At 56.7% G+C, this 22538-nt stretch carries 19 protein-coding genes and 1 riboswitch; of the genes, 13 read left to right on the top strand and 6 right to left on the bottom strand.

Going from position 1 to position 22538, the window contains the following annotated elements; genetic code table 11:
* Nucleotides 1-5: 5 nt before the first annotated feature.
* The 8 genes from baeR (at nucleotide 6) to LB453_RS09110 (ending at nucleotide 9439) form a co-directional block, all read left to right on the top strand.
* Nucleotides 6-713, top strand: a complete 708-nt coding sequence (gene baeR, locus LB453_RS09145) for a two-component system response regulator BaeR (protein ID WP_103794075.1) — start codon at nucleotides 6-8, stop codon at nucleotides 711-713.
* Between the two features lie 120 nt (nucleotides 714-833).
* Nucleotides 834-2177, top strand: a complete 1344-nt coding sequence (gene yegQ / locus LB453_RS09140) for a tRNA 5-hydroxyuridine modification protein YegQ (RefSeq protein WP_103794076.1) — start codon at nucleotides 834-836, stop codon at nucleotides 2175-2177.
* Nucleotides 2178-2417: 240 nt separating this feature from the next.
* Complete coding sequence (gene yegS, locus LB453_RS09135) at nucleotides 2418-3317, top strand: lipid kinase YegS (RefSeq protein ID WP_103794077.1); 900 nt, start codon at nucleotides 2418-2420, stop codon at nucleotides 3315-3317.
* A 216-nt stretch (nucleotides 3318-3533) separates the two neighbouring features.
* Nucleotides 3534-4748 (top strand): D-mannonate dehydratase ManD, encoded by a 1215-nt coding sequence (gene manD / locus LB453_RS09130; RefSeq protein ID WP_103794078.1) that lies wholly within the window; start codon nucleotides 3534-3536, stop codon nucleotides 4746-4748.
* Between the two features lie 10 nt (nucleotides 4749-4758).
* On the top strand, nucleotides 4759-5766 hold the full coding sequence (locus LB453_RS09125) for a Zn-dependent oxidoreductase (RefSeq protein WP_103794079.1): 1008 nt from the start codon (nucleotides 4759-4761) through the stop codon (nucleotides 5764-5766).
* Between the two features lie 81 nt (nucleotides 5767-5847).
* The gene (locus tag LB453_RS09120; protein ID WP_103794080.1) at nucleotides 5848-7131 is read left to right on the top strand and encodes an MFS transporter; all 1284 of its coding nucleotides are present in this window, start codon (nucleotides 5848-5850) and stop codon (nucleotides 7129-7131) included.
* Between the two features lie 60 nt (nucleotides 7132-7191).
* The gene (locus tag LB453_RS09115; RefSeq protein ID WP_103794081.1) at nucleotides 7192-8652 is read left to right on the top strand and encodes a mannitol dehydrogenase family protein; all 1461 of its coding nucleotides are present in this window, start codon (nucleotides 7192-7194) and stop codon (nucleotides 8650-8652) included.
* A 100-nt stretch (nucleotides 8653-8752) separates the two neighbouring features.
* Nucleotides 8753-9439 carry a GntR family transcriptional regulator gene (locus LB453_RS09110; RefSeq protein WP_103794082.1) on the top strand — a complete coding sequence of 229 codons (687 nt, stop codon included), beginning with the start codon at nucleotides 8753-8755 and terminating at the stop codon, nucleotides 9437-9439.
* A gap of 28 nt (nucleotides 9440-9467) precedes the next feature.
* Here LB453_RS09110 and thiD read toward each other — a convergent pair whose 3' ends face one another.
* Both thiD and thiM read right to left on the bottom strand, forming a co-directional pair.
* Nucleotides 9468-10268, bottom strand: coding sequence for a bifunctional hydroxymethylpyrimidine kinase/phosphomethylpyrimidine kinase (gene thiD, locus LB453_RS09105; RefSeq protein WP_103794083.1), 801 nt, complete (start codon nucleotides 10266-10268; stop codon nucleotides 9468-9470).
* A complete protein-coding gene (gene thiM, locus LB453_RS09100) occupies nucleotides 10265-11059 on the bottom strand; it encodes a hydroxyethylthiazole kinase (protein ID WP_224481697.1) in 795 nt (264 codons plus the stop codon). Before thiM ends, thiD begins: the two co-directional genes overlap by 4 nt.
* 34 nt (nucleotides 11060-11093) lie before the next feature.
* A riboswitch (TPP riboswitch) is annotated at nucleotides 11094-11190 on the bottom strand.
* Nucleotides 11191-11323: 133 nt separating this feature from the next.
* Here thiM and LB453_RS09095 point away from each other — a divergent pair.
* The 3 genes from LB453_RS09095 to LB453_RS09085 all read left to right on the top strand — a co-directional run bounded on the left by LB453_RS09095 (nucleotide 11324) and on the right by LB453_RS09085 (nucleotide 13719).
* A complete protein-coding gene (locus LB453_RS09095) occupies nucleotides 11324-11542 on the top strand; it encodes a hypothetical protein (RefSeq protein WP_146053791.1) in 219 nt (72 codons plus the stop codon).
* Nucleotides 11542-11922, top strand: coding sequence for a hypothetical protein (locus tag LB453_RS09090; RefSeq protein WP_224481696.1), 381 nt, complete (start codon nucleotides 11542-11544; stop codon nucleotides 11920-11922). The genes LB453_RS09095 and LB453_RS09090 overlap by 1 nt, the downstream gene beginning before the upstream one ends.
* A 612-nt stretch (nucleotides 11923-12534) precedes the next feature.
* Nucleotides 12535-13719 (top strand): XylR family transcriptional regulator, encoded by a 1185-nt coding sequence (locus LB453_RS09085; protein WP_103794085.1) that lies wholly within the window; start codon nucleotides 12535-12537, stop codon nucleotides 13717-13719.
* A 108-nt stretch (nucleotides 13720-13827) separates the two neighbouring features.
* Here LB453_RS09085 and LB453_RS09080 read toward each other — a convergent pair whose 3' ends face one another.
* The 4 genes from LB453_RS09080 to LB453_RS09065 form a co-directional block, all read right to left on the bottom strand.
* Nucleotides 13828-14535 carry an oligogalacturonate-specific porin KdgM family protein gene (locus tag LB453_RS09080; protein WP_158253378.1) on the bottom strand — a complete coding sequence of 236 codons (708 nt, stop codon included), beginning with the start codon at nucleotides 14533-14535 and terminating at the stop codon, nucleotides 13828-13830.
* A gap of 251 nt (nucleotides 14536-14786) precedes the next feature.
* A complete protein-coding gene (locus LB453_RS09075; RefSeq protein WP_103794087.1) occupies nucleotides 14787-17165 on the bottom strand; it encodes a glycoside hydrolase family 3 N-terminal domain-containing protein in 2379 nt (792 codons plus the stop codon).
* 36 nt (nucleotides 17166-17201) lie between these two features.
* Nucleotides 17202-18626, bottom strand: coding sequence for an MFS transporter (locus LB453_RS09070; protein ID WP_233215840.1), 1425 nt, complete (start codon nucleotides 18624-18626; stop codon nucleotides 17202-17204).
* Between the two features lie 153 nt (nucleotides 18627-18779).
* Entirely contained in the window at nucleotides 18780-20618 is a 1839-nt protein-coding gene (locus tag LB453_RS09065; RefSeq protein WP_199187287.1) for an alpha-glucuronidase, read from the bottom strand.
* Between the two features lie 646 nt (nucleotides 20619-21264).
* On the opposite strand from LB453_RS09065, the gene LB453_RS09060 reads away from it, so the two are divergent.
* Both LB453_RS09060 and LB453_RS09055 read left to right on the top strand, forming a co-directional pair.
* Nucleotides 21265-21465, top strand: a complete 201-nt coding sequence (locus LB453_RS09060; protein WP_103794436.1) for a hypothetical protein — start codon at nucleotides 21265-21267, stop codon at nucleotides 21463-21465.
* 96 nt (nucleotides 21466-21561) lie between these two features.
* Nucleotides 21562-22521 (top strand): AEC family transporter, encoded by a 960-nt coding sequence (locus LB453_RS09055; protein WP_103794090.1) that lies wholly within the window; start codon nucleotides 21562-21564, stop codon nucleotides 22519-22521.
* The last annotated feature ends 17 nt before the right edge of the window (nucleotides 22522-22538 follow it).

Here is a 22538-nt window from a genome sequence, read left to right as displayed (position 1 = left end):
TGACGATGATCCCCGAAAAAACCGACCCGCTGATTCTGGTAGTGGAAGATGAGCCGAAGCTGGCGCAGCTGATGATCGACTATCTGGAAGCCTCTAACTACCGCACGCACCATATCGCCCACGGCAGCGAGGTGCTGCCTTTCGTCCAGCAGACGCCGCCCGATTTGATGCTGCTGGATCTGATGCTGCCCGGCAAAGACGGGCTTTCGCTGTGCCGCGAAATCCGCCGCTTCTCGGAGCTGCCGATCATTATGGTCACGGCGCGCACCGAAGAGATCGATCGCCTGCTTGGCCTGGAGATTGGCGCGGATGACTATATCTGTAAGCCCTTCAGCCCGCGCGAAGTGGTGGCGCGCGTAAAAACCATTCTGCGCCGCGTGAAGCGCGCGCCGGAAGAGTCCGGCAAGGCGTCGCCGCTGAAAATCGACGAAGGCCGCTTCCAGGCGAGCTGGCGCGAACAGCCGCTGGAGCTGACTCCCGCCGAATTCCGGCTGCTGAAAACCCTGGCGCTGGAGCCGGGTAAAGTCTTTTCGCGCGAGCAGCTGCTGAACCATCTCTATGACGACTACCGCGTCGTCACCGATCGCACCATCGACAGCCATATCAAAAATCTGCGGCGCAAGCTGGAGAATCTCGACGCCGACCAGCCGTTTATCCGCGCCGTTTACGGCATGGGCTATCGCTGGGAAGCGGATCTGTGCCAGTTGATCTAGATCAACTAGCTGGCGCGCTGCGCCGCCTACAATTCTGCACCTTTTGCCGGGCCGCCAGTATCGCGGCCGCGGCACGTGCCGCGCCAGGCGGCATGCTGACCTGACATCAGTGAGAACACCATGAAACCAGAACTGCTTTCTCCAGCGGGAACGCTGAAGAATATGCGCTACGCCTTCGCCTATGGCGCCGACGCGGTCTATGCCGGCCAGCCGCGCTACAGCCTGCGCGTGCGCAATAACGAATTCACCCATGAGAACCTCGCCAAAGGCATTGCCGAAGCGCACGCGCTGGGCAAGAAGTTCTATGTGGTGGTGAATATCGCCCCCCATAACGCCAAGCTGAAGACCTTTATTCGCGACCTGACGCCGGTGGTGGAGATGCAGCCCGACGCGCTGATCATGTCCGATCCCGGTTTGATTATGCTGGTGCGCGAAGCCTTTCCGCAGATGGCGATCCATCTTTCGGTGCAGGCCAATGCGGTCAACTGGGCGACGGTGAAGTTCTGGCAGCAGATGGGGCTGACGCGCGTGATCCTGTCGCGCGAGCTGTCGCTGGAGGAGATCGAGGAGATCCGCCAGCAGGTGCCGACGATGGAGCTTGAGATCTTTGTACACGGCGCGCTCTGCATGGCCTACTCCGGCCGCTGCCTGCTCTCCGGCTATATGAACAAGCGCGATCCCAATCAGGGCACCTGCACCAACGCCTGCCGCTGGGAATATAAAGTCGAGGAAGGCAGGCAGGACGAGGTGGGCAATATCGTCGAGGTGCAGGCGATCACGCCAACGCTGGGGCTTGGCCAGCCGACCGATAAGCTCTTTCTGCTGGAAGAGAAGATGAAGCCGGGCGAGGTAATGAGCGCCTTTGAAGATGAGCACGGCACCTACATTATGAACTCAAAGGATCTGCGCGCCGTGGCGCACGTTGAGCGCCTGAGCAAGATGGGCGTTCATTCGCTGAAGATCGAAGGCCGCACCAAATCATTCTACTACTGCGCGCGTACGGCGCAGGTTTATCGCCGCGCTATCGACGACGCCGCGGCCGGAAAACCCTTCGACCCCGCGCTGCTGACCACGCTGGAGGGTCTGGCGCATCGCGGCTACACCGAGGGTTTTCTCCGCCGCCACACCCACGACAGCTATCAAAACTACGCGCAGGGCTATTCGATTTCCGAGCGGCAGCAGTTCGTGGGCGAATTTACCGGCGAGCGGCGCGGCGACTGGGCGGAGGTGGCAGTAAAGAATAAGTTCCTGCTCGGCGACAGCCTGGAGATTATGACGCCGGGCGGCAACCTGAACTGCACGCTGGAGGCGCTGCAGGACGCGCGCGGCGGCGCTATCGAGGTGGCACCCGGCGACGGCCATCGCGTCTGGATGCCGGTGCCCGCAGAGGTTGAGCTCGCCTTTGGCTTGCTGCTGCGCAACTTTACCGACGGCAGCACCACGCGCGATCCCCATAGCAAATAAGTCAGATTCTGCAAGTAAAAAAGGGAAGTTAGAACAGGATCACAGACGGTCGCAGCGCGCTCCTTTATAGTTGCGCCTGCTGCTAACGAGTAACAACTAATAGCTGTTGTATCAGGAACCACCTCATTCACCCGCCCGGCTCCCCCGTGCGGGTTTTCTTTTTTCCGCTTTTCTCCCGTAAATTTTCCCCCCTGACTATGCTATAAGCAGAAATCTTTGTAGGTTTTCAAGGAACGGACAATGGAACAAAAACCGCTGACTCTACTTATTCTTAATGGCAAAGGCGCGGGCAACGAGGATTTGCGCGCGGCCGTCACCACGCTGCGCGATGAAGGCTTTGACGTCGCCGTGCGCGTGACCTGGGAGAAAGGCGACGGCGAACGCTACGTCGAGGAGGCGCTGCAGCTGGGCGCCGAGACCGTGGTTGCCGGCGGCGGCGACGGCACCATTAACGAGATTGCCACCGCGCTGGCGGCCGTTGACGCCGCGCGTCGGCCGGTGCTCGGCATTCTTCCTCTCGGCACCGCCAATGACTTTGCCACCAGCGTCGGCATTCCCGTCGAGATGGAGCCTGCGCTGCGCCTGGCGGTGCAGGGCAAAGCCCACGTTATCGATCTGGCGCGGGTTAATCAGGATCGCTATTTCATTAATATGGCCACCGGCGGCTTCGGCACCCGTATCACCACCGAAACGCCGGAGAAGCTGAAGTCGGCGCTGGGCGGCGTCTCCTACTTTATTCACGGTCTGATGCGTATGGATACGCTAAAGCCGGACAGCTGTGAGATTTCCGGGCCCGGCTTTCAGTGGCAGGGCGACGCGCTGGCAATCGGCGTCGGCAACGGCCGCCAGGCGGGCGGCGGGCAGCGCCTGTGTCCCTCGGCGCTGATCAATGATGGCCAGCTCGATCTGAGCATCGTTACCGCGCAGGAGCTGTTGCCTACCCTGCTGCACTCGCTGACCAGCAACGATGAAAACCCGAATATTGTCACCGCGAAGCTGACCTCGCTGCGCATCGTTTCCCCCAACGAGATGACCTTTAATCTGGATGGCGAACCGCTTTCCGGCCGCGAGTTTGAGATTGAGGTGATGCCCGGCGCGCTGAGCTGTCGCCTGCCGCCACAGTGCGCGTTGCTGGCTTAAGGTCACGTTTCGGGCGGTAAGAGAGGCGTTTACGCGGGCAGACTGGCCCGCGTATTAATTTTTATGCTGCCGGTAAAGCAACCCCTTATCCCCTGACCTCAGACGGGGTGCAAATTCTCTCTGTGATTGCCTTCACAACTCCGCGCGACCAGCTTGTATGGTAGTATAAATGCGCGTACTTTTTCAGCATTGATTGCTGAAAGAAGGCCACGAGAGATGAAAATTGTTAACGCCGAAGTCTTTGTCACCTGCGCCGGCAGAAACTTCGTTACCCTGAAAATCACCACCGATGAGGGTCTGACCGGCCTCGGTGACGCCACCCTCAACGGCCGCGAACTGCCGGTCGCCTCCTACCTGAAAGATCATATCTGCCCGCAGCTGATCGGCCGCGACGCGCATCAGATCGAAGATATCTGGCAATATTTCTATAAGGGCGCCTACTGGCGTCGCGGGCCGGTGACGATGTCAGCCATCTCCGCGGTCGATACGGCGCTGTGGGATATCAAAGGCAAAGCCGCAAATATGCCGCTCTATCAGCTGCTGGGCGGCGCGTCGCGCACCGGCGTTATGGTCTATTGCCACACCACCGGCCATACCATCGACGAAGTGATGGATGACTACGCGAAGCACAAAGAGATGGGCTTTAAAGCGATCCGCGCCCAGTGCGGCGTGCCGGGCATGAAAACCACCTACGGCATGGCGAAAGGCAAAGGCCTGGCCTATGAGCCGGCGACCAAGGGCAGCTGGCCGGAAGAGCAGCTCTGGTCAACGGAGAAATACCTCGACTTTACGCCGAAGCTGTTCGAAGCGATCCGCGACAGGTTCGGCTTCAACGAGCATCTGCTGCACGATATGCATCACCGCCTGACGCCGATTGAAGCGGCGCGCTTCGGCAAGAGCGTCGAGGATTACCGCCTGTTCTGGATGGAAGATCCGACGCCTGCGGAAAACCAGGCGTGCTTCCGCCTGATCCGTCAGCATACCGTGACGCCGATTGCGGTCGGCGAGGTGTTTAACAGCATCTGGGACTGCAAACAGCTGATTGAAGAGCAACTGATCGACTATATCCGCACCACTATCACCCACGCCGGCGGCATCACCGGGATGCGCCGCATTGCCGATTTCGCCTCGCTCTATCAGGTGCGTACCGGCTCACACGGCCCGTCAGATCTTTCGCCGATCTGCATGGCGGCGGCGCTGCACTTTGACCTCTGGGTGCCGAACTTCGGCGTGCAGGAGTATATGGGCTTCTCCGAGCAGATGATGGAGCTGTTTGACGCCAGCTGGCGTTTCGAGGATGGCTTTATGCATCCGGGCGACAAGCCGGGCCTGGGCATCGGATTCAACGAGAAGCTGGCGGCAAAATATCCCTACGAACCCGCCTGTCTGCCGGTGGCCCGTCTGGAAGATGGCACGCTGTGGAACTGGTAAGGAGCGCATCATGAAAAGTGTCGTGATTGAACAACCGGGCGAACTGCTGCTGGCGGATCGCCCGCTGCCGACGCCTGCGGCGGGCGAGGTGCGCGTAAAGGTGAAATACGCCAGCATCTGCGGCTCCGACGTGCATATCTGGCACGGCCACAACCCTTTCGCCCAATACCCGCGCGTTATCGGCCACGAGTTTTTCGGCGTAATTGACGCGGTCGGCGACGAAGTGGACGCGCGCCGCATCGGTGAACGGGTGGCGGTCGATCCCGTCGTCAGCTGTGGCCGCTGCTATCCCTGCTCGGTGGGCCGCCCTAACGTCTGCACCACGCTCAGCGTTATCGGCGTACACCGCGACGGCGGCTTTAGCGAATATGCGGTCGCACCCGCCAGCAATGCTTACCGGCTACCTGAGACCATCCCGGACCAGCTGGCCAGCCTGGTGGAGCCTTTCACCATCGCGGCCAATATCACCGCCTTCTTGAAGCCGCAGCCGCAGGATGTGGCGCTGATCTACGGCGCCGGGCCGATGGGCCTGACGGCGATTCAGGTGCTAAAGGGGGTTTATCAGGTGGCGCAGGTGCTGGTGGTAGATCGCCTGCCGGAACGGCTTGAACTGGCGAAAGCCAGCGGCGCGGATCGGGTGTTTAACAACGCCGGGGTACCGCTGGCGGCGCAGCTGGAGGGGGTGCAGCCGACGCTGATTATCGACGCCGCCTGTCATCCCGCTATTCTGGCGGAAGCGGCGGCGCTCGCCTCGCCCGCTGCGCGTATCGGACTGCTCGGCTTCTCCGGCGAGCCGTGCAGCATTACCCAGCAGAGCCTGACCAGTAAAGAGCTGTCGCTGTTTACCTCCCGCCTCAACAGTCACCGTTTCCCGCAGGTGATTGAATGGATGGCGCAGGGGCTTATCCAGCCGGAGAAACTGGTTACCCACTACTTTCCGCTCGCCGAAATCGAACGCGCGATGACGCTGTTCGAAAAAGACCCCCGCACCTGCTGCAAGGTTGTGCTGGCCATGTAGCTGTTGCCCTGCCCTCACCGGGGATTCAGCCGGCGGCGCGCTGCCGGCGTAATATCACTATAAAAAAGCGTTGGAGCCACTATGTTTAAAAATCTGCGCTGGACAATCGTACTGCTGCTTTTCCTTGTTTACATGATCAATTATCTCGATCGTGTCGCCCTCTCGCTTACCCTGCCGCTGGTAGAAAAAGATCTGGCGATTAATGCCGAACAGTTCGGCATGATCTTCGGCAGCTTCTTCTTCGGCTACGCCCTGTTTAACTTCGTCGGCGGCGTCGCCACAGACCGCTTTGGCCCGAAAATCGTGCTCGCCATCGCTGTCGGCATGTGGTCGCTGTTCTGCGGTATGACCGCGCTGGCGACCGGCTTCTGGTCGATGCTGATCCTGCGCGTGCTGTTCGGCATGGCAGAAGGCCCTATTTGCGCCTCGGCCAACAAAGCGATTAACGGCTGGTTCCCGAAAAAGCAGGCGGCGACCGCGATGGGTCTGCTGAGCGCCGGCTCGCCGCTGGGCGGCGCGGTTGCTGGTCCGATTATCGGCTATCTCGCCCTCGCCTTTGGCTGGCGTCCCGCCTTTGTGATCATCTGCCTGATTGGCCTGGTATGGATGGCGATCTGGCTGTTCGTTTCGGCGGACAACCCGGCGAAAAGCCGCCACGTTTCCGCCGAGGAGCGCGCGCTGGTCGACCAGCTAAAAGCCGAGCAGCCGGGCGAAGAGGCGGATCTGGCGCAGGCGTCGCACGGTTTTGGCTACTATCTGCGCCAGCCAGTTATCCTGGTCACCGCCTTCGCCTTCTTCTGCTACAACTATATTCTGTTCTTCTTCCTGAGCTGGTTCCCCGCCTATCTGGTGCAGGCGCACGGCCTGGATATCAAATCAATGTCCATCACCACCATGATCCCCTGGATTGTCGGCTTTGTCGGCCTCGCGCTCGGCGGCTGGATCTCAGACAAGATCTTCAATATTACCGGCAGGTTACTGCTCTCGCGTAAAATTGTGCTGGTGGTCTCACTGTTTGCCGCCGCCGTTTGTGTGGCGCTGGCGGGTACGGTAAAAGAGGTCAACTCTGCGGTAATGATGATGTCGATCTCCATCTTCTTCCTCTACATCACCGGGGCTATCTACTGGGCGATTATTCAGGACGTGGTGCACAAGAGCCGCGTCGGCAGCATCAGTGGCTTTATCCATCTGGTGGGCAGCCTGTCGGGCATCATCGGCCCGATCGTCACCGGCTTTATCGTGCAGCATACCGGCAAGTTTGACAGCGCCTTTGTGCTGGCAGGCGGCGTCGCTGCCGTCGGCGCCTTCCTGGTGCTGTTCGTTATCCGCAGCCCGAAAGCGAATAAGAAGCCGGTTTCGGTGTAAACAGATCGACATGACTGAATCCCGGGGCGCAGGACGCCCCGTTTGCCATAAGGACGAACTATGTTAGAGATTGATCGCCTCCCCGCCGACGTGCAGCGCCCGTGCTACGACCGCCGCAAGCTAAAAACCCGCATGGTGCATATCGGCTTCGGCGCTTTTCACCGCGCCCATCAGGCGCTGTGCAGCGACAAGCTGGCGGAACAGGGCAGCGACTGGGGCTATTGCGAAGTTAACCTCAACAGCGGCGAGCTGATCCAGGCGCTGCGCCAGCAGGATCACCTGTACAGCCTGACGGAGATGGCTGACGACTCGCTCACGACGCGGATTATCGGCGTCGTGACCTCGGCGCTGCACGGTAAAGGCGACGGCATTGAGGCGGTGATCGCCGCCATGAGCCAGCCAGACGTGGCGATTGTTTCAATGACCGTTACTGAGAAAGGCTACTGCCATCATCCCGCCAGCGGCGACCTTAACCCGGATCATCCCGATATTGTGCACGACCTGGCCCATCCCGATGCGCCGCGCTCGCTGCCGGGCCTGATTCTGGCGGCGATCCGCCGCCGCCGCGACGCGGGCCTGCCGCCGTTTAGCGTCATGTCCTGCGACAATATGCCGGAAAACGGCCACGTCACGCGCAACGTGATTGTGCAGCTGGCGCAGCGGCAGGATAGCGCGCTGGCGGACTATATTCAGCAGCATGTCACCTTCCCTTCGACTATGGTGGACCGCATTGTTCCGGCGATGACCGATGCCGCATTTGCCCGCCTTGCCGAACGTCTCGGCTCCAGCGATCCGGTGGCGGTTGAGGCTGAGCCTTTTTTCCAGTGGGTTATTGAGGATAACTTTGCGAGCGGTCGCCCCGCCTGGGAAGAGGCCGGCGCGGAGCTGGTGCAGGACGTACTGCCGTTCGAAGAGATGAAGCTGCGTATGCTGAACGGCAGCCACTCGTTTCTGGCCTATCTCGGCTTCCTCGCCGGCTATGAGCACATCAGCGACTGCATGGCGGACGCCAGCCTGCGCACCGCCGCGCGCAGGCTGATGCTTGAGCAGCAGGCGCCGACGCTGCGCACCCAGGGCGTCGATTTAACCGCCTATGCCGATTCGCTGATTGCGCGCTATGAAAACCGCGCCATTAAGCATCGTACATACCAGATCGCCACCGACGGCACGCAAAAGCTGCCGCAGCGCCTGCTCGACAGCGTGCGCTGGCACCTGAACAACGGCAGCAACTGCGACCTGCTGCTGCTGGGCGTTGCAGGCTGGATGCGCTATGTGGGCGGCGTGGATGAGCAAGGCGCGCCGATCGAGATCCGCGATCCGCTGAAGGCGGAACTGGCGGAGCGCGTGGCCGCCAGCGCCGAAGGCGAAGCGCGCGTGAAGGCGCTGCTGGGGATGAAGGCGGTCTTCGGCGAGGATCTGGCGCAGAATACGGCGGTGGTCGCGACGCTGACGCGCTTCTGGCTGCAGTTGCGCGAGCATGGCGCGCGCGCCACGGTGGCGCAGGTGGTCGCTTCGCTGTAATTGTTCAGTAGCAAAAGCGCTGGCGCAGTCGCAGCGCGCTGATTAGACTGACACTTTCCCAACGGGCTGGCTCAGGCCAGCCGTAATACGGATATGCCGCATGTCAATCGCCTATACCATCACCACCAGCGAACCGGTTAACCAGCAGATTTATCGTTATCTGCGTAAGGATATCGTGACCTGCGTCATTCAGCCGGGTTCGCTGCTGTCAGAAAAAGAAGTGTCCGCCCGGTTTAACGTGTCGCGTCAGCCGGTGCGCGAAGCCTTTATCAAGCTGGCGGAAGCGGGTCTGGTGCAGGTGCTGCCGCAGCGCGGCACCTTCGTGCGCAAGATCTCCGCGCGGCGCGTCGCGGACGGTCGGTTTATTCGCGAAGCGGTAGAGGTGTCGGTGGTGCGGCGCGCGGCGCTGGAGATTGAGCCGGCGGCGCTGATGGCGCTGGAGCACAACCTTCAGCTGCAGAAGATGGCCGCCGATCGCCATGACAGCCAGGCCTTTCTCAGCCTCGACGATGAGTTTCACCGCCTGATTGCCGAGAGCATCAACTGCCTGCTGGCGTGGGAAACGGTGGAGAATATTAAAGCGGCGATGGACCGCGTGCGCTTTCTGACGCTGAGCGAGGTCTCACCGCCGGACAGCCTGATTGAGCAGCACGAAGAGATTTTATCGGCGCTGAAGAACCACGACGCCGACGCCGCCGAAGCGGCAATGCGCCGCCATCTGCAGGAGATGATTTTCTCTATTACGCCGATCGCCGAGCGCAACAGCGAGTGGTTTGAGGCGCTGTAAGGGCGGCAGGCCTGCCGCCCTCTCTTTCCTACCACCAGCGATGAAAATGGTGTACCGGCCCAATTCCCCTGCCCACCTCCAGCGTATCGGCCTGCAGTAACGCCTGCTGCAGCCAGCCTTTCGCCTCGCGCAGCGTTGACTCCCAGCTGTCATAACGCGGGCGCAGCGCCGCCAGCGCAGCGGAGAGCGAACAGCCGGTGCCGTGGGTATGGCGCGTATTAACGCGCGGCGCGGTAAAGCGCTCCGCGCCGTCGCGGGTGATCAGCCAGTCCGGGCTTTCGCTGTCGCTGAGGTGGCCTCCTTTCATCAGCACCGCCTGGCAGCCCAGCGCCATCAGGGCTTCGCCTTGATCCAGCATCGCCTCTTCGCTGCGCGCCGGCGCGCACTCAAGCAGCGCCGCCGCCTCCGGCAGATTGGGGGTGATTAACGACACCTGCGGCAGCAGCCGTTCACGCACGCTGGCGATGGCGTCAGGCGAGAGCAAGGGATCGCCGCTTTTCGCCACCATCACCGTATCCAGCACCACGAAAGGGATAGCGGCGCGTTCCAGCTTCTCCGCCACGATCTGCACGATAGCGGTTTCCGCGAGCATACCGATTTTCGCCGTGTCGATGCGCACGTCGCTGAGCACGGAATCGAGCTGCGCCCCCACAAAGGCTGGCTCAATACGATACACCGACTGCACGCCGCAGGTGTTCTGCGCCACCAGCGCGGTAATCACGCTGGTCCCGTAAGCGCCGAGGGCGGAAAAGGCTTTCAGATCGGCCTGAATACCGGCGCCGCCGCTGGGATCGGTGCCGGCAATGGTTAACGCGTTAATACGCTTCATGCGCGCGCCTCCTGTGCCTGCTGCCACAGGGCGTCGATAAACAGCGTGGCGAAGCTACCGGGGGCGCCGGTCTGCGCGGCGGCGCGTTCCCCCGCCAGCGCCATCACGCGGCAGGCGCTGGCGATATTGCTTAGCCGTTCGCCGGGCAGGCTGCAAAAGGCGGCCACCACGGCGGAGAGCGCGCAGCCGGTGCCGACCACGCGCGTCATCAGCGCGCTGCCGCCGGACACGCTGAGCGTCTCAACGCCGTCGGTGACGTAATCGACCTCGCCGCTGACCGCCACCAGCGTCTGATGCCGCTGTGCCAGTTCGCGCGCCGCCTCAAGCGCCGCTTCCGCCTGATGCTGCGTATCCACGCCACGTCCACCGCCCCCCTGCTGCGCCAGCGCGAGAATTTCAGACGCGTTGCCGCGCACGGCGGCAGGCCGCAGCGGAAGGAGCTGCTGGCAGAACGCCGTGCGCAGAGTCAGCGCACCGACCGCCACCGGGTCGAGCACCCAGGGTTTTTGCGCCACGTTGGCCGCCTGCGCCGCCGCCAGCATGGCGTCGCGGCGATCGCGGGTCAGCGTGCCGACATTGATCAGCAGGGCATCGGCCACGACGGCGAACTGCGCGGCTTCATCGGGATCGATCACCATAGCGGGCGAGGCGTTAAGCGCCAGCAAAACGTTGGCGGTGATGTTCTGTACGACATCGTTAGTCATGCAGTGCACCAGCGGCTGGCGCTGGACGAAGCGGGCGAGTACAGGCGCGAAATGCGCGTCGGAAAAGCGTTGAGGTTGGCGGATCATTATAACTCCCAACCGGCGAGCAAGAAGGCGAATGCGGTCAGGCATCTGACTTCCCTACGCTGGCATTATCCAGATCAGGTGGTACGGGTATTTCTCAGCCTTCACAAAGAAGGGCACCCCGAGTCATAAGTACAAAATAAGTTACTCCCCGGCAGATTAGGGGAAGTGAGTTGCGGATACAAGCTCGCCGCGTGGGGTATTGCGTTTTGCATAACTGGTCTTAAAATCAACATCGCACAATACCCATAGTCAATGGAGGGACTTATGGCAAAAGGCGTTGTACTTTGCAAAGGAGATAAAACAACCTGCGGAGGAAAGATAATCGCGGGGACTGCCCTGGGTATTGCGTTCGGTAAGCCACAGGCCAGAGAAGGTGATCCTGGTGTAGTACCTGGTTCAGGAGGGGGCTACTTAGGCGGAGAATACTTATCACGTAAAGGAGAGGTCCTGGGTGAGTCAATATATGAGGTCATAGGTAAATAATGAAACTTATACCTGCTGTATGCACCTTTTTGTGTATCCTGTTTGGATTAATGTCGATTGGTTATTCTGTGTTAAAAAACAAACAGCATAATAAACTATGTGAAGCTTTTAAGAAAAAGTTTGGCTATTTACCCGCAGGTATAATCCTCGCTCAGGCGGGAGGGTTATTTTCATCAATACAAAAAGATTTTTATTTTATATTCCCCCTCATTGTTAAAAAAGGAAGTTTCGCAGTCAGAAACATGAACCCTGATCATTATGATTTCATTAAATATCAGCCCAAAGAAATGACTTCATGGTTAAAAGTTAAATTCACACTATTCCTGCTAGCTGCCATATTCTTTTTCGCAACCATCGTAACCTCCTATTTATTTGAATGAACACAACAAGGATTCATGCGTAATTTTTTGATTAGATCTCATTGCAGTGATTTATTGTCAGCTTACAGAAGCTATCCCATAACAAGCTGAGGGTAAGGAAAAAATATGCAGGCAGCATTGAACAGCCCCTTCGCGTTACTTTTGACCTGGGATCTGATTTAGATGCACAATATTTTTCACCTGTCCTGAACTTGTCGAAGAGAGAGACTAAGCCTGCCGTTCCCTTCTCATGGATTATGCTGGTTAAAGACAGTCTCGACAGCGGCCTCTGATAAGCGCGTTAAGAATTTTCCACTGCAGCGCCTCGCCGCCACCAGGCGTCGCGGATGCACAGAGCAGATGCTATTTCCCGACCCTGTATCGGAAACGAAAGTTAAATGGCTGGAAACGAGCGGTATACTATGACACTCATTATTTATTCTGAAAAAATCGACAGGGGTAAAAAACGCTTTACCATAAGCCAGTATCGCACGCCCATCAGTTATAAACGTTCACTGCTCCAACGATAATAAAAGATCTGCTCTACACCGCCTTTCAGCTATTCAATTGCTCATTAATGTAAAGTAATTGTATGCAATTAGCTTTCAACGCCAGCTTAGCAGGGATATTAACATGCGTGAAAAAACTTTCCGTATTGCGCTGCTGTTTAATGCCAATAAAGCGCATGACCGGCAGATTATCGAGGGCATTGGTGAATATCTTCACTCATCACATACGCTGTGGGATGTTTTTATTGAGGATGACTTCCGCAGTAACATTGTTAAAATAGGCAACTGGGATGTGGATGGTATTATCTCTGACTGTGATGATGTTGCCGTCGAGCAAGAGCTGACAAAGCTGAGCCTTCCGGTGGTTGGCATCGGCGGCTCCTATTTCTCAAAAGATGATTTCCCCCCGCTGCACTATGTCGCCACCGATAATGAGGGGCTGGTCAGGGTGGCACTGGATCACCTGATGAATAAAGGCATCCATCACTTTGCCCTCTACAGCTTTCCAGCCTGCCGCAACAAGCGCTGGGCAAAAGAGCGTGAACAGGCATTCACGCGTTGTTTACAGCAAAAAAACCGTCAGGGACTTATTTATCGCGGCCACGACATTAATATCGATAACTGGCAGCAAGCCCAGCATCACCTGATTAACTGGATTGCCTCCCTGCCCGAGGGCACCGGCATTGTCGCCGTCACCGATTCCCGGGCGCGGCATCTGCTACAGGTATGCGAAAATCTGCATATTCCGGTGCCGGAAAAAATCGCCATTATCGGCATTGATAATGAAGAGCTGACTCAGTATTTATCGCGTATCTCACTCTCCACCGTTGTTCACGGCTCTAAAAAAATGGGATACCGCGCCGCTGAGCTTTTGCATCGCTTGCTGAAGCAGAGAGTAATACCGCTACAGCGCATTGTTGTTCCGCCTCATAAGCTGATCGAACGTCGCTCCAGCGACTATCGCTCGATTATGGATCCCTATGTTATCCAGGCTATGCACTATATCCGTAACAACGCCTGCAGAGGCATCAAGGTTGAGCAGGTCATCAGTTTTGTCGGGCTTTCCAGAACCAACCTTGAGATGCGCTTTAAGGAGCATGTCGGGTTAACGATCCACGCCATCATCCATAACGAAAAAATCAATAATGCCCGCAACTTACTGATCAACACCTCACTGTCTCTGAAAGATATTTCACGTATCGCGGGCTACCCCTCGCTGCAGTACTTCTATCTGGTGTTTAAAAAAACCTACAAGGTTACGCCGAAAGAGTACCGCACTCACTATCATATGCATCACGCTGATGAATAATCGCTTGTTTGTTTTGCGTTTAGACGCTGCTTTTAACCGCGCTAAAAAAGCAAAACCCCAGGGATACGAAGTAATATTAGCGATTGTCAGCCCAGGTGAAGCACAGGATTAAAAGGTATATTTAATACCCACACGCGAACGGTACTCTTTTTTGCCGTTATTAGCCCGCCCTAAATCAGAGACATCCACATAAGGCGTCCAGTGCTGGTCATATTTATAGTTGACGTACAGGGTATGCTGCCACATGGTTTTCTTGTTATTGCCAAAGTGGAAGTCATTCTGCTTTTTCAGGAAGACCGGGTTGTAGTTAGCAAAGACCCGGTCATTTATCTGCCAGTTAAGCCATAAATTATATTCGTGTGCGTTGTTTCTCTGCTGCTCATTGTTAAGCGCGACCGATTTAAAGTTATTATGGTAATAACGATACCCGACCATAACGCCAAAAGCGGGCAAAAACTGATAGTTGGCCTTCAGGTAGGGATCGATATGGCTGCCGCTTTTCCCCCAGTTAAATATCACATCGGGTATCACCGCAAATTTATCGGTGATCGGGATAAACCAGGAGGCCTCTACTTCTGAATAGTTATTTTTGAACTCATTCATACGCGAGCCATGGTTAACCGTGTTGTGATAGGCCAGCCAGATCCTGTCATTAATAACGGTTGAAATTTGCAGCTTGGTCTGAAATAACTCACTACCGGTAAGATAAGTTTCCCGGAAGTCGAGTTCAGGAGACGAAAACGTCAGTGCAGACGCAGAGGTTGTGGTAATTAAAGCTGAGACAAGAGTCATCAGTGAAGCTGTTTTTATACGCATCATCATTTCCTTTTATTGTGAGCATCTCCCTGGGTAGAGTGATAATAACGTGAACAGTCGCGCAGGTGATTCATGTTTTTTAACTTCACAATTATCAAATATATCAACTGTGATTGTGCGCATAATTAAAACTGCGCAAATAAATTAACAAGGTGTGCAATATAATAATAAACCGCTCAGCGAGCGGTTTATATGTAGCCTGGCCGACTTTATTTTCCTGCCTTCATTCAGTTAATTGCTGACTTAACGTCTTATTCTTTGTTCACCTCGGCATAACTCTGCATGCGCCAGTTTTCATCGAGAATGCGTACCTCTCCCACCAGAACGATTTGCTGCTGCAGCAAAATATTCTGTGAGGAATTACCAATCATTAACTGAAACGCGCCCGGCTCCACCCGTCGTTTGCCCTGATTGTCAGTGAAATTAAACATATCGACCGGCAGCGTAAAACGCACCTCTGCCGCTTCTCCGGCCCGTAGCCGCAGTTGTTGAAACGCTTTTAGCTCTTTCACCGGCCGTACCAGCGAGGCCTGGAGATCCTGTAAATAGACCTGAACCACTTCCGTCGCATCACGGTTGCCACGGTTGGTGACCCTGAGGGAGAAGGTCACCTCATCGTGCATGGCGAAGGTGGTTTTCGGCAGCATGAGCGCAGAAAAAGCAAAAGTGGAGTAAGTCAGCCCATAGCCAAAGGCGTAGCGTGGAGGAAAATGGAAGGCTACCGGCGTTCCGCTGCTCTTTACTTTATGGTTGTAGAAACAGGGCATGGCGCCGACATTTTGCGGAACCGAGAGCACCAGCTTCCCGCCGGGACTCTGGTTGCCCGTTAAAATATCAGCAATGGCGTAGCCTCCCTCCTGCCCCGGCTGCCACGCCAGCAGATATCCGGCCAGCCTCTTCTCCAGCCCCTGTAAGCTATAGGGACGACCGCTGGTCATCACCACAATGGTTGGCACCCCGGTCTCAACGATCGCCGTCAGTAGCTGTTGCTGTACCCCTGGCAGGTTCAGACTGTCGGTATCGGATCCCTCACCCACCGTGCCGCTTTGAAACAGCCCCGACAGGTCGCCGACAAAGCAGAGCGCATACTGCGCCGCACGCGCTGCCTCCACCGCGCTGGCAATCAGGGATTCATCCTGCGACACCGGCGATGAGGTTGACGCTTTGCCTACGTCGCCGGGGAAGACCGGCGTCCCGGCGGCGCGCTGCGTCAAAATATGGCACCCCTTTTGATAGAGGATCCGGCAGTCGGGCAGCGCCTCGCGCAGCGCCGCCAGCGGTGTCACCACCTGAGCGGTCTTCACCTGCGCATCGCTTAAAATCAGATGGACCGGGAAGCTATAGCCGGAGAGCAGCGCCAGCGGATCGTCCGCCGTTGGGCCGATTACCGCAATCGACCTGAGATGCTGCCGCTGCAGCGGAAGCGTGCCGTCATTCTCCAGTAGGGTGATGGATTCAACCGCTACCTGACGGGCGAGACGCCGCGCCTGCGGCGATTGAAAGTCAGGCTGCGGGCTGGCAATCAGCGGGCGATCGAACAGGCCGGTTCGGAACTTCTCAGTGAGGATCCTGCCGACAATGCTATCAACGGTCGCCTCGTCGATCAGGCCGCGCGCCAGTGCCTCCTTCAGCGACGCCGCGCAGTCATCTTTGGGCAACTCAATATCCAGCCCGGCGTTAAAGGCGCTGGCCGCTGATTCGGCCCGGTCAGCCGTCACCCCGTGGTGCTGATGCAGCAGGCTGATGCCGCCATAATCCGCCACTATCAGGCCGTCAAATCCCCAGCGCTGACGTAGTACCTCGTTGAGCAGGAAGGCATCATTATGACAGGGCTGATTATCAATATCGTGATAGGCGGGCATCACCGACCCGGCATCTGCCAGCTTTACCGCCATCTCAAAGGGCAGCAGAAAAATATCGTTCAGCTCTTTAAAGCCGAGATGGACCGGCGCGTGATTGCGCGCGCCCTCGCTAAAGGAGTGCGCCACATAGTGCTTAAGGGTGGCCAGCAGATCGCGTTTTTCCCCCTGCAGTCCCTGCACATAGGCGACCGCCATCATGCCGACCAGATAGGGATCTTCCCCGAAGGTCTCTTCGGTGCGCCCCCAGCGAATATCGCGCGATACATCCAGTACCGGCGCCAGTCCCTGGCGGCAGCCGATGCTGCGCGCCTCCCTGCCGATACAGGCGGCCATCGACTTGATCAAGTCGGGATTCCAGGTGGCGGCCATATTCAGCGAGGCGGGGAACAGCGTCGCGCCCAGGCACATCAGCCCTGTCAGGCACTCCTCGTGGAACATCGCCGGAATACCAAAGCGCCCAGCGGTGATAATGCGCCGCTGCAGCGCATTGAAACAGGCGATCCCCGCGGCGGCATCGATAATGCCGCTGCCGAAAGGCCGCGTAATTTGCCCTACCCCCAGCGCGATCTTCTCCTCAAAGGAGGCCTTCGCCATGCGGTGGCTAAAGGCATCGCTCGCATCCTGACGCTCACTCACCTCGCCATTTTCGGCAACAACCAGCCACCAGCTGTGCATCTGCGCCAGCTTCTCTTCCAGCGTCATCTGGCTGAGCAGGCTCTGCACACGTGCCGCCACCGGCAGTGATGGGTTCTGATAATTAGCATCCATTAATCACCTCTGTCTGACAGAAAATAAGCTCTCCGCTTATTCAGTTTTCGCTTGCTGACAACAAGGCGGATCGGCGGGTTTATCATCCTTCCAGACCTTCTCATAGCTGACCCCTGTCAGGCTCTCAATGATGGTTCGCGTTTCCGGGGTGACGCTGGATTTATCACCCTTGCTCTCTTTCAGCCGGGCAATCTCATTCAGCAAAACCTGATGCGTATGCCTGTCCAGCCTGAAGCGCGAGGCCACAATCAGGGCGAGCAGCAGGAGCCCGATTGAGCCGAAGCAGACAATCGCGGTAATGGCATCAACCGCCGATTCAGGCTGGATTTTGGCGCCGGTAACAAATCCGTTCATTTCAAGCAGGATGCCCACCACCAGCGCCGTTCCCCCCAGGGTGCTTTTTCTGACAAAGGTCATCATCCCGGCGAAAGTCCCTTCACGCCGCTGTCTGGTCATGATTTCATCAACGTCGGGAATAAAGGGATAGATATTCCATGACAGGTAGACATAGCCGCCTTTAAAGAGCTGATAGATAAAGGCGACAGCATATAAGGCCGGCACCATCCAGACGGGCTGGTAGAAATAGAAGGCGGTAAAGGCCAGCATACAGAGCATAACGATCAGATAGCAGAGCTGCAGCAGCCTGGCAGGTTTAAAGCGGATAAAGCCCCAGGCAAAGGTTGCGGTTCCCCAGCCAAAACAGAAAATTCCCACCGACATCAGATTAGCGGCCAGGGTGGCGCTCTGATGAAGCGCAAAGATGATGTAGAAGGCAAAGACGGAGCTCAGTAAATCCATCGCCGTGAACGACAGGATATACATCAGCAGATGCTGTCTGAAGGCTTTTACTTTCAGGCTGGTAAACATCCCCCTGACAATGTCCGTGAGGATGGTTCGGCAGGATTTGCGCGGCGTTGCGGTCGGGAGTGGCGGCTCCGCCTCGCGTTCCCAGGTGGTGAACCAGGTAATCATCACCATGATCATCGACAGCAGGGTGAATAACGTCCCGTTAATAAAAAAGACCCAGGTTGAGTCATGTCCCAGCCAGTTAAATAACTGTCCGGGAATAAAGGTCGCTAGCGATGTGCCCACGCCCGAGGCGATAATTCTGGCCGCCGACAGTCGGGTTCGTTCCTTATAATCGCTGGTCATTTCAGAGGCAATGGCTTCATAGGGAATAATAATCATAGCCGCCACCACTTCCATCATCAGGTAAGTCGCCAGATAATAGAAGTAGTTCATATTATTCACCCACATCAGGGCATAAACCAGCAGCAGCGGACAGCTCATCAGCAGAAACGATCGCCGACGACCAAATCGCCTGCCGATGCGCGTATTACCGATATTATCAGTGATATATCCCACCAGCGGACTGATAAAGGTATCCAGTATCCTTGCAATAAAAAGTATCGACCCTGCTTCAATTGGGCTTAATCCACAGTAGGTCACGTAGAAATACATTAACCATGCACCAATGACTGCAAAGGCACCGCCACCAAATATATCCGTGACGCCATATCCTATGTAATTCTTTATTGTTAAAGTACGAGACTCTTTCATTGTAGGCTCCATGCGGTAAGCGCGGGAACAGTCTCCCGTTACTGTCAGTTTTTTTTATTTATAGATTTCCCTGCCTTGATTATCTTCAATGCCTGACTTGCGGTAAAAATAGGTATTAATCCGGTCGCGCCACTCAACGGCATTATTTCGCTGTCTTGCCAGACGTTCGGCAACGCTGTTATATATTTCAGCGGGGAGCAGACTGGCCAGCGTTTCCCAGCGCCGAATATAATCCTCTACCGCTTCGACGCCGGCAAAATGGGTATCATAAATATGCTGAATAACGGTTTTGCCGCTCTTTAGCGGCTGGTCATAGCGCAGGAAGTGGAAGAAAAGAATTAATTCATCAGGGCAGCGCTGGGGATCGTCGTAACAGCGGCCGTTTGCGCTGGCATACTGCGAGACAAAGCCGGTGCCGGTTGCTGAGGTGCGATCGACCCCCAGCCCGTTGCGATCGGCATAGTGGTAGGTTCCCCAGAGATCGTACTCATAGCCATCGACATTTGGGCCGTAGTGGTGATGGGGATTGACCATCCAGCCCACGCCCAGCGGCGCACTGTAGTTCTCATAGGTCTCGCCGCTGGTGAGCAGCAGATAGCTGACCGTGTCGGTCACCTGCGGGTGCATACCAAAGCTAAGCTGGCTCCACTCGCGCGCCAGTTCTTCCGCCTCTCTTGTCGGGTTCCAGAGCAGCGCGCCGTAGCCGTAAAGATTGGCCTGGGCGAGCACATGGCCCGTCCAGCACCTGTCGTCGCCAACGTTAACCACGGCGGTGACGCCGGCAAAAGGCGTGTCGTGCATACGGCCACACACCAGATCCTCAATGGTTGAGGGGCCAGCGGTGAGATGGGTATCAAACGCCAGGATGGTTTTCCACTGCGGCACCAGCCAGAAGAGATCGATCTGCTGACCGGTATACTCCTGGGTAATTTGCAGCTCCAGCACCTGACTGGTGCGCGGCATGGCCCCCAGCAGCGGAGAAACCGGCTCCCGCACCTGAAAATCCATCGGGCCATTTTTGATTTGCAGAATAACGTTATCGCGGAACTGGCCGTCAAGCGGCGCAAAATGGTCCCAGGCCGCACGGGCGCGGTCGGTTTTGCGGTCGCGCCAGTTTTGCCGACAGTTATAGACAAAGCAGCGCCAGAAAACCACGCCGCCGTGGGGAGCCAGCGCCTCACCTAACATATTGGCCCCCTCGGCGTGGCTACGCCCGTAGCTAAAGGGGCCGGGACGGTGCTCCGAGTCCGCCTTAACCACCACACCCCCTAAGTCTGGAATATCCTGATAGAGCGCATCGAAGCAGTCGCGCCACCACCTTTTCACCTGCCGATCCAGTGGATCGGCTGTTTTTAGCCCGCCCAGCTCTATGGGACTGGCGTAATTCACCGACAGATAGACGCGGATACCCCATGCGCGAAACAGATTACAGAGATGAATTAAATCTTGCCTGAATGCCTGGGTAATTAATCGCGTCTCAACCTGATGAACGTTAACATTATTTATCGTCAGTGCATTGATGCCGATACTCGCCAGCAGGCGGGCATAGCGAATAATTTTTTCATCATGCTGAATAAATTTATTGTCGGCAAAAAAGAACGAATGGCCAGCGTAGCCGCGTTCAATGGTGCCATCCATATTATCCCAGTGATTAATCATCCTGATATTGATGGCGGGCGATTCACTGATGCGTAGCCCCGGAGAAAAATCCCGCAGGCGTAGCCGCTTAAGCAGATAAAACCAGCCATACAGCAGCCCACTGTGATCGCCGGCGGCAATAATAATTTGCTGTTCGCTATAGTGCAGCTCAAAGCTGCCAGGGATGGTTTCTTTATCGTGCAGACGGAATATCAGCGCCAGCCCGTCAGGATGAAAAGCGCTAAAGCCGCACATTACTTCGTTTTTAAGATTTAACAGCAGCGCGGATTCAACGCAGGGAAAAGTAATGCTGTTAACCGCTAATCCCCTCTCTGAAAATAATTCGCCAGCCTGCGCCTCATTTACTAACCAGCATAAAGAATCCTGTGCTTTTTCCATTGTCATTTGATTATTCCTCTGGCTTTTCCTTGCTGTGTTATGCGGCATTCACAGACGGCACAGCAATTACTTTTTTTAAAGAGGCTTTCTGTTTCTTAACAACTGTGAATCAGATCACTGGCGAGAATGAACAATTATTCCGTCAGGAGCGAAATAAATGATAAATAAGGCAACGCGCGCCGACACAGGCCGCTGCGCCTCTGCTTACTCTCTGCCTGCGCAAAAGAGACAGGCGCTAACAGGCTGTAAAAGAAATGCAGCTGACCGGCTGTTTCGTATGATCCCGATCAACGCCTGTGCGGGTAAAAACGGGCCTAATGCTGTGGGTCATCCGGGTACCTCTTAATAGGTAGGCGTTATTTGCTGCCACAACCTCTCACTGTTACCGAAAAAAAAGATGAACACGCAACCAGCTTTACTCTGCTCGCACCACCCGACAGATAACCGGTCTCTAAACAGGTTAACGCCTTCACGACGCTCATCGTCCTCCCTGGCAGGATACATAAGGCGGCTGCTGGCGCTTATTCCCCACGGCCACCGCTGGCAGGAGATCGCTATTGAACGTCAGTGGGCGGTTGCACCCAACGGCAGATATTATTTCTCGACCTATGTTTCAGCACGCTGCAAGGGGTGCGGTGAGGCGATTCATCGCGTCTACTACCGCGATATCAGCGATCAACAGGCGCGTCGCTGGCTGGGATAACAGCGCTGACCCGGCTGGCTGAGGTTTGAACAGGGTTAACATATAGTTATCATTTTGTTAGCATGATAATTATCCTCTCTCGATCAGACACGCGCTATGCCACCGCTGCTGGAAAGCTTAAGCCATCAAATTTATCTGTCAGGTCCACTCTTTATTCTGATCCTGCTGGGGTATTGCCTGACGCGGCTGGGGAAATGGCCCGCCAGCATCAGCGAAGGCATGAACCGCTTTGTCTTCAACGTCGCCCTGCCCTGTATGCTGTTTCGCGTTATGAGCGACTTCTATAAAAGCCCGCCGGTAGATGTGCGGCTGCTGCTGGCTTTTTTTGGCAGCTGTCTGCTGATCTTTATTCTCGGCCGCCTGCTGGCGGCGCGCCTGTTTAAGCTCGACGGCGTGGCGGGAACGGTTTTTGCGCTCGGCGGCATCTTCTCTAACAACGTGATGCTGGGTATTCCGGTGGCGACGGTGCTGCTTGGCCCGCAGGCGCTGCCGTCGGTGGCGCTGGTGCTGGTGTTCAACAGCCTGATCCTCTGGACGCTGCTGACGCTCTCGGTAGAGTGGGCAAAGCAGGGTAGCTTCTCGCTGAAAGGTATCGGTCATACCCTGCTCAGCGTGGCGAAGAATCCGCTGATTATCGGTATTCTCAGCGGCACCGCCTGGAGTTTTCTGCAGCAGCCGCTGCCGTCGATCGCGGCGGAGCCGCTGCGTATGCTGGCCTCAATAGCCGCGCCGCTCTCGCTGATTACGCTCGGTATGAGCCTGGCGCACTATCGCGTGCGCGACGGGCTGCGCGAAAGCTACACCATCTGTTTGCTTAAGCTGGTTTTGCAGCCGATGACGGTCTGGGCAATCGCCTGGCTGGTTAAGCTGCCGCCGCTGGAGAGCCGCGTGGTGGTGCTGCTGGGATCGATGGCGGTCGGCATTAACGTCTACCTGATGTCGCAAAAGTTCAACGTGCTGACCGGCCCGGCGGCGGCCAGTATGCTCTTCTCTACGCTGTTTGCGGCGGTAACCACGCCACTGTGGATGATGCTGATGTCGCTGGCGGGCTATTAAAAAAAAGGCCCCGAGAC

The organism is Pantoea agglomerans (assembly GCF_020149765.1).
Classification (GTDB): Bacteria; Pseudomonadota; Gammaproteobacteria; order Enterobacterales; family Enterobacteriaceae; genus Pantoea; species Pantoea alvi.
The sequence above is the reverse complement of the archived record's forward strand: the minus strand, read 5'-3'. Positions and strand labels throughout refer to the sequence as shown.

Coding starts and splice junctions, on each gene's coding strand:
- LB453_RS09125 (WP_103794079.1), top strand. CDS start 4,759: ATGAAAAGTGTCGTGATTGAACAACCGGGCGAACTGCTGCTGGCGGAT.
- thiM (WP_224481697.1), bottom strand. CDS start 11,059: ATGATCCGCCAACCTCAACGCTTTTCCGACGCGCATTTCGCGCCTGTA.
- LB453_RS09110 (WP_103794082.1), top strand. CDS start 8,753: ATGTCAATCGCCTATACCATCACCACCAGCGAACCGGTTAACCAGCAG.
- manD (WP_103794078.1), top strand. CDS start 3,534: ATGAAAATTGTTAACGCCGAAGTCTTTGTCACCTGCGCCGGCAGAAAC.
- LB453_RS09055 (WP_103794090.1), top strand. CDS start 21,562: ATGCCACCGCTGCTGGAAAGCTTAAGCCATCAAATTTATCTGTCAGGT.
- LB453_RS09080 (WP_158253378.1), bottom strand. CDS start 14,535: ATGCGTATAAAAACAGCTTCACTGATGACTCTTGTCTCAGCTTTAATT.
- thiD (WP_103794083.1), bottom strand. CDS start 10,268: ATGAAGCGTATTAACGCGTTAACCATTGCCGGCACCGATCCCAGCGGC.
- LB453_RS09090 (WP_224481696.1), top strand. CDS start 11,542: ATGAAACTTATACCTGCTGTATGCACCTTTTTGTGTATCCTGTTTGGA.
- yegQ (WP_103794076.1), top strand. CDS start 834: ATGAAACCAGAACTGCTTTCTCCAGCGGGAACGCTGAAGAATATGCGC.
- LB453_RS09095 (WP_146053791.1), top strand. CDS start 11,324: ATGGCAAAAGGCGTTGTACTTTGCAAAGGAGATAAAACAACCTGCGGA.
- yegS (WP_103794077.1), top strand. CDS start 2,418: ATGGAACAAAAACCGCTGACTCTACTTATTCTTAATGGCAAAGGCGCG.
- LB453_RS09115 (WP_103794081.1), top strand. CDS start 7,192: ATGTTAGAGATTGATCGCCTCCCCGCCGACGTGCAGCGCCCGTGCTAC.
- LB453_RS09085 (WP_103794085.1), top strand. CDS start 12,535: ATGCGTGAAAAAACTTTCCGTATTGCGCTGCTGTTTAATGCCAATAAA.
- LB453_RS09120 (WP_103794080.1), top strand. CDS start 5,848: ATGTTTAAAAATCTGCGCTGGACAATCGTACTGCTGCTTTTCCTTGTT.
- baeR (WP_103794075.1), top strand. CDS start 6: ATGATCCCCGAAAAAACCGACCCGCTGATTCTGGTAGTGGAAGATGAG.
- LB453_RS09070 (WP_233215840.1), bottom strand. CDS start 18,626: ATGTATTTCTACGTGACCTACTGTGGATTAAGCCCAATTGAAGCAGGG.
- LB453_RS09075 (WP_103794087.1), bottom strand. CDS start 17,165: ATGGATGCTAATTATCAGAACCCATCACTGCCGGTGGCGGCACGTGTG.
- LB453_RS09065 (WP_199187287.1), bottom strand. CDS start 20,618: ATGTGCGGCTTTAGCGCTTTTCATCCTGACGGGCTGGCGCTGATATTC.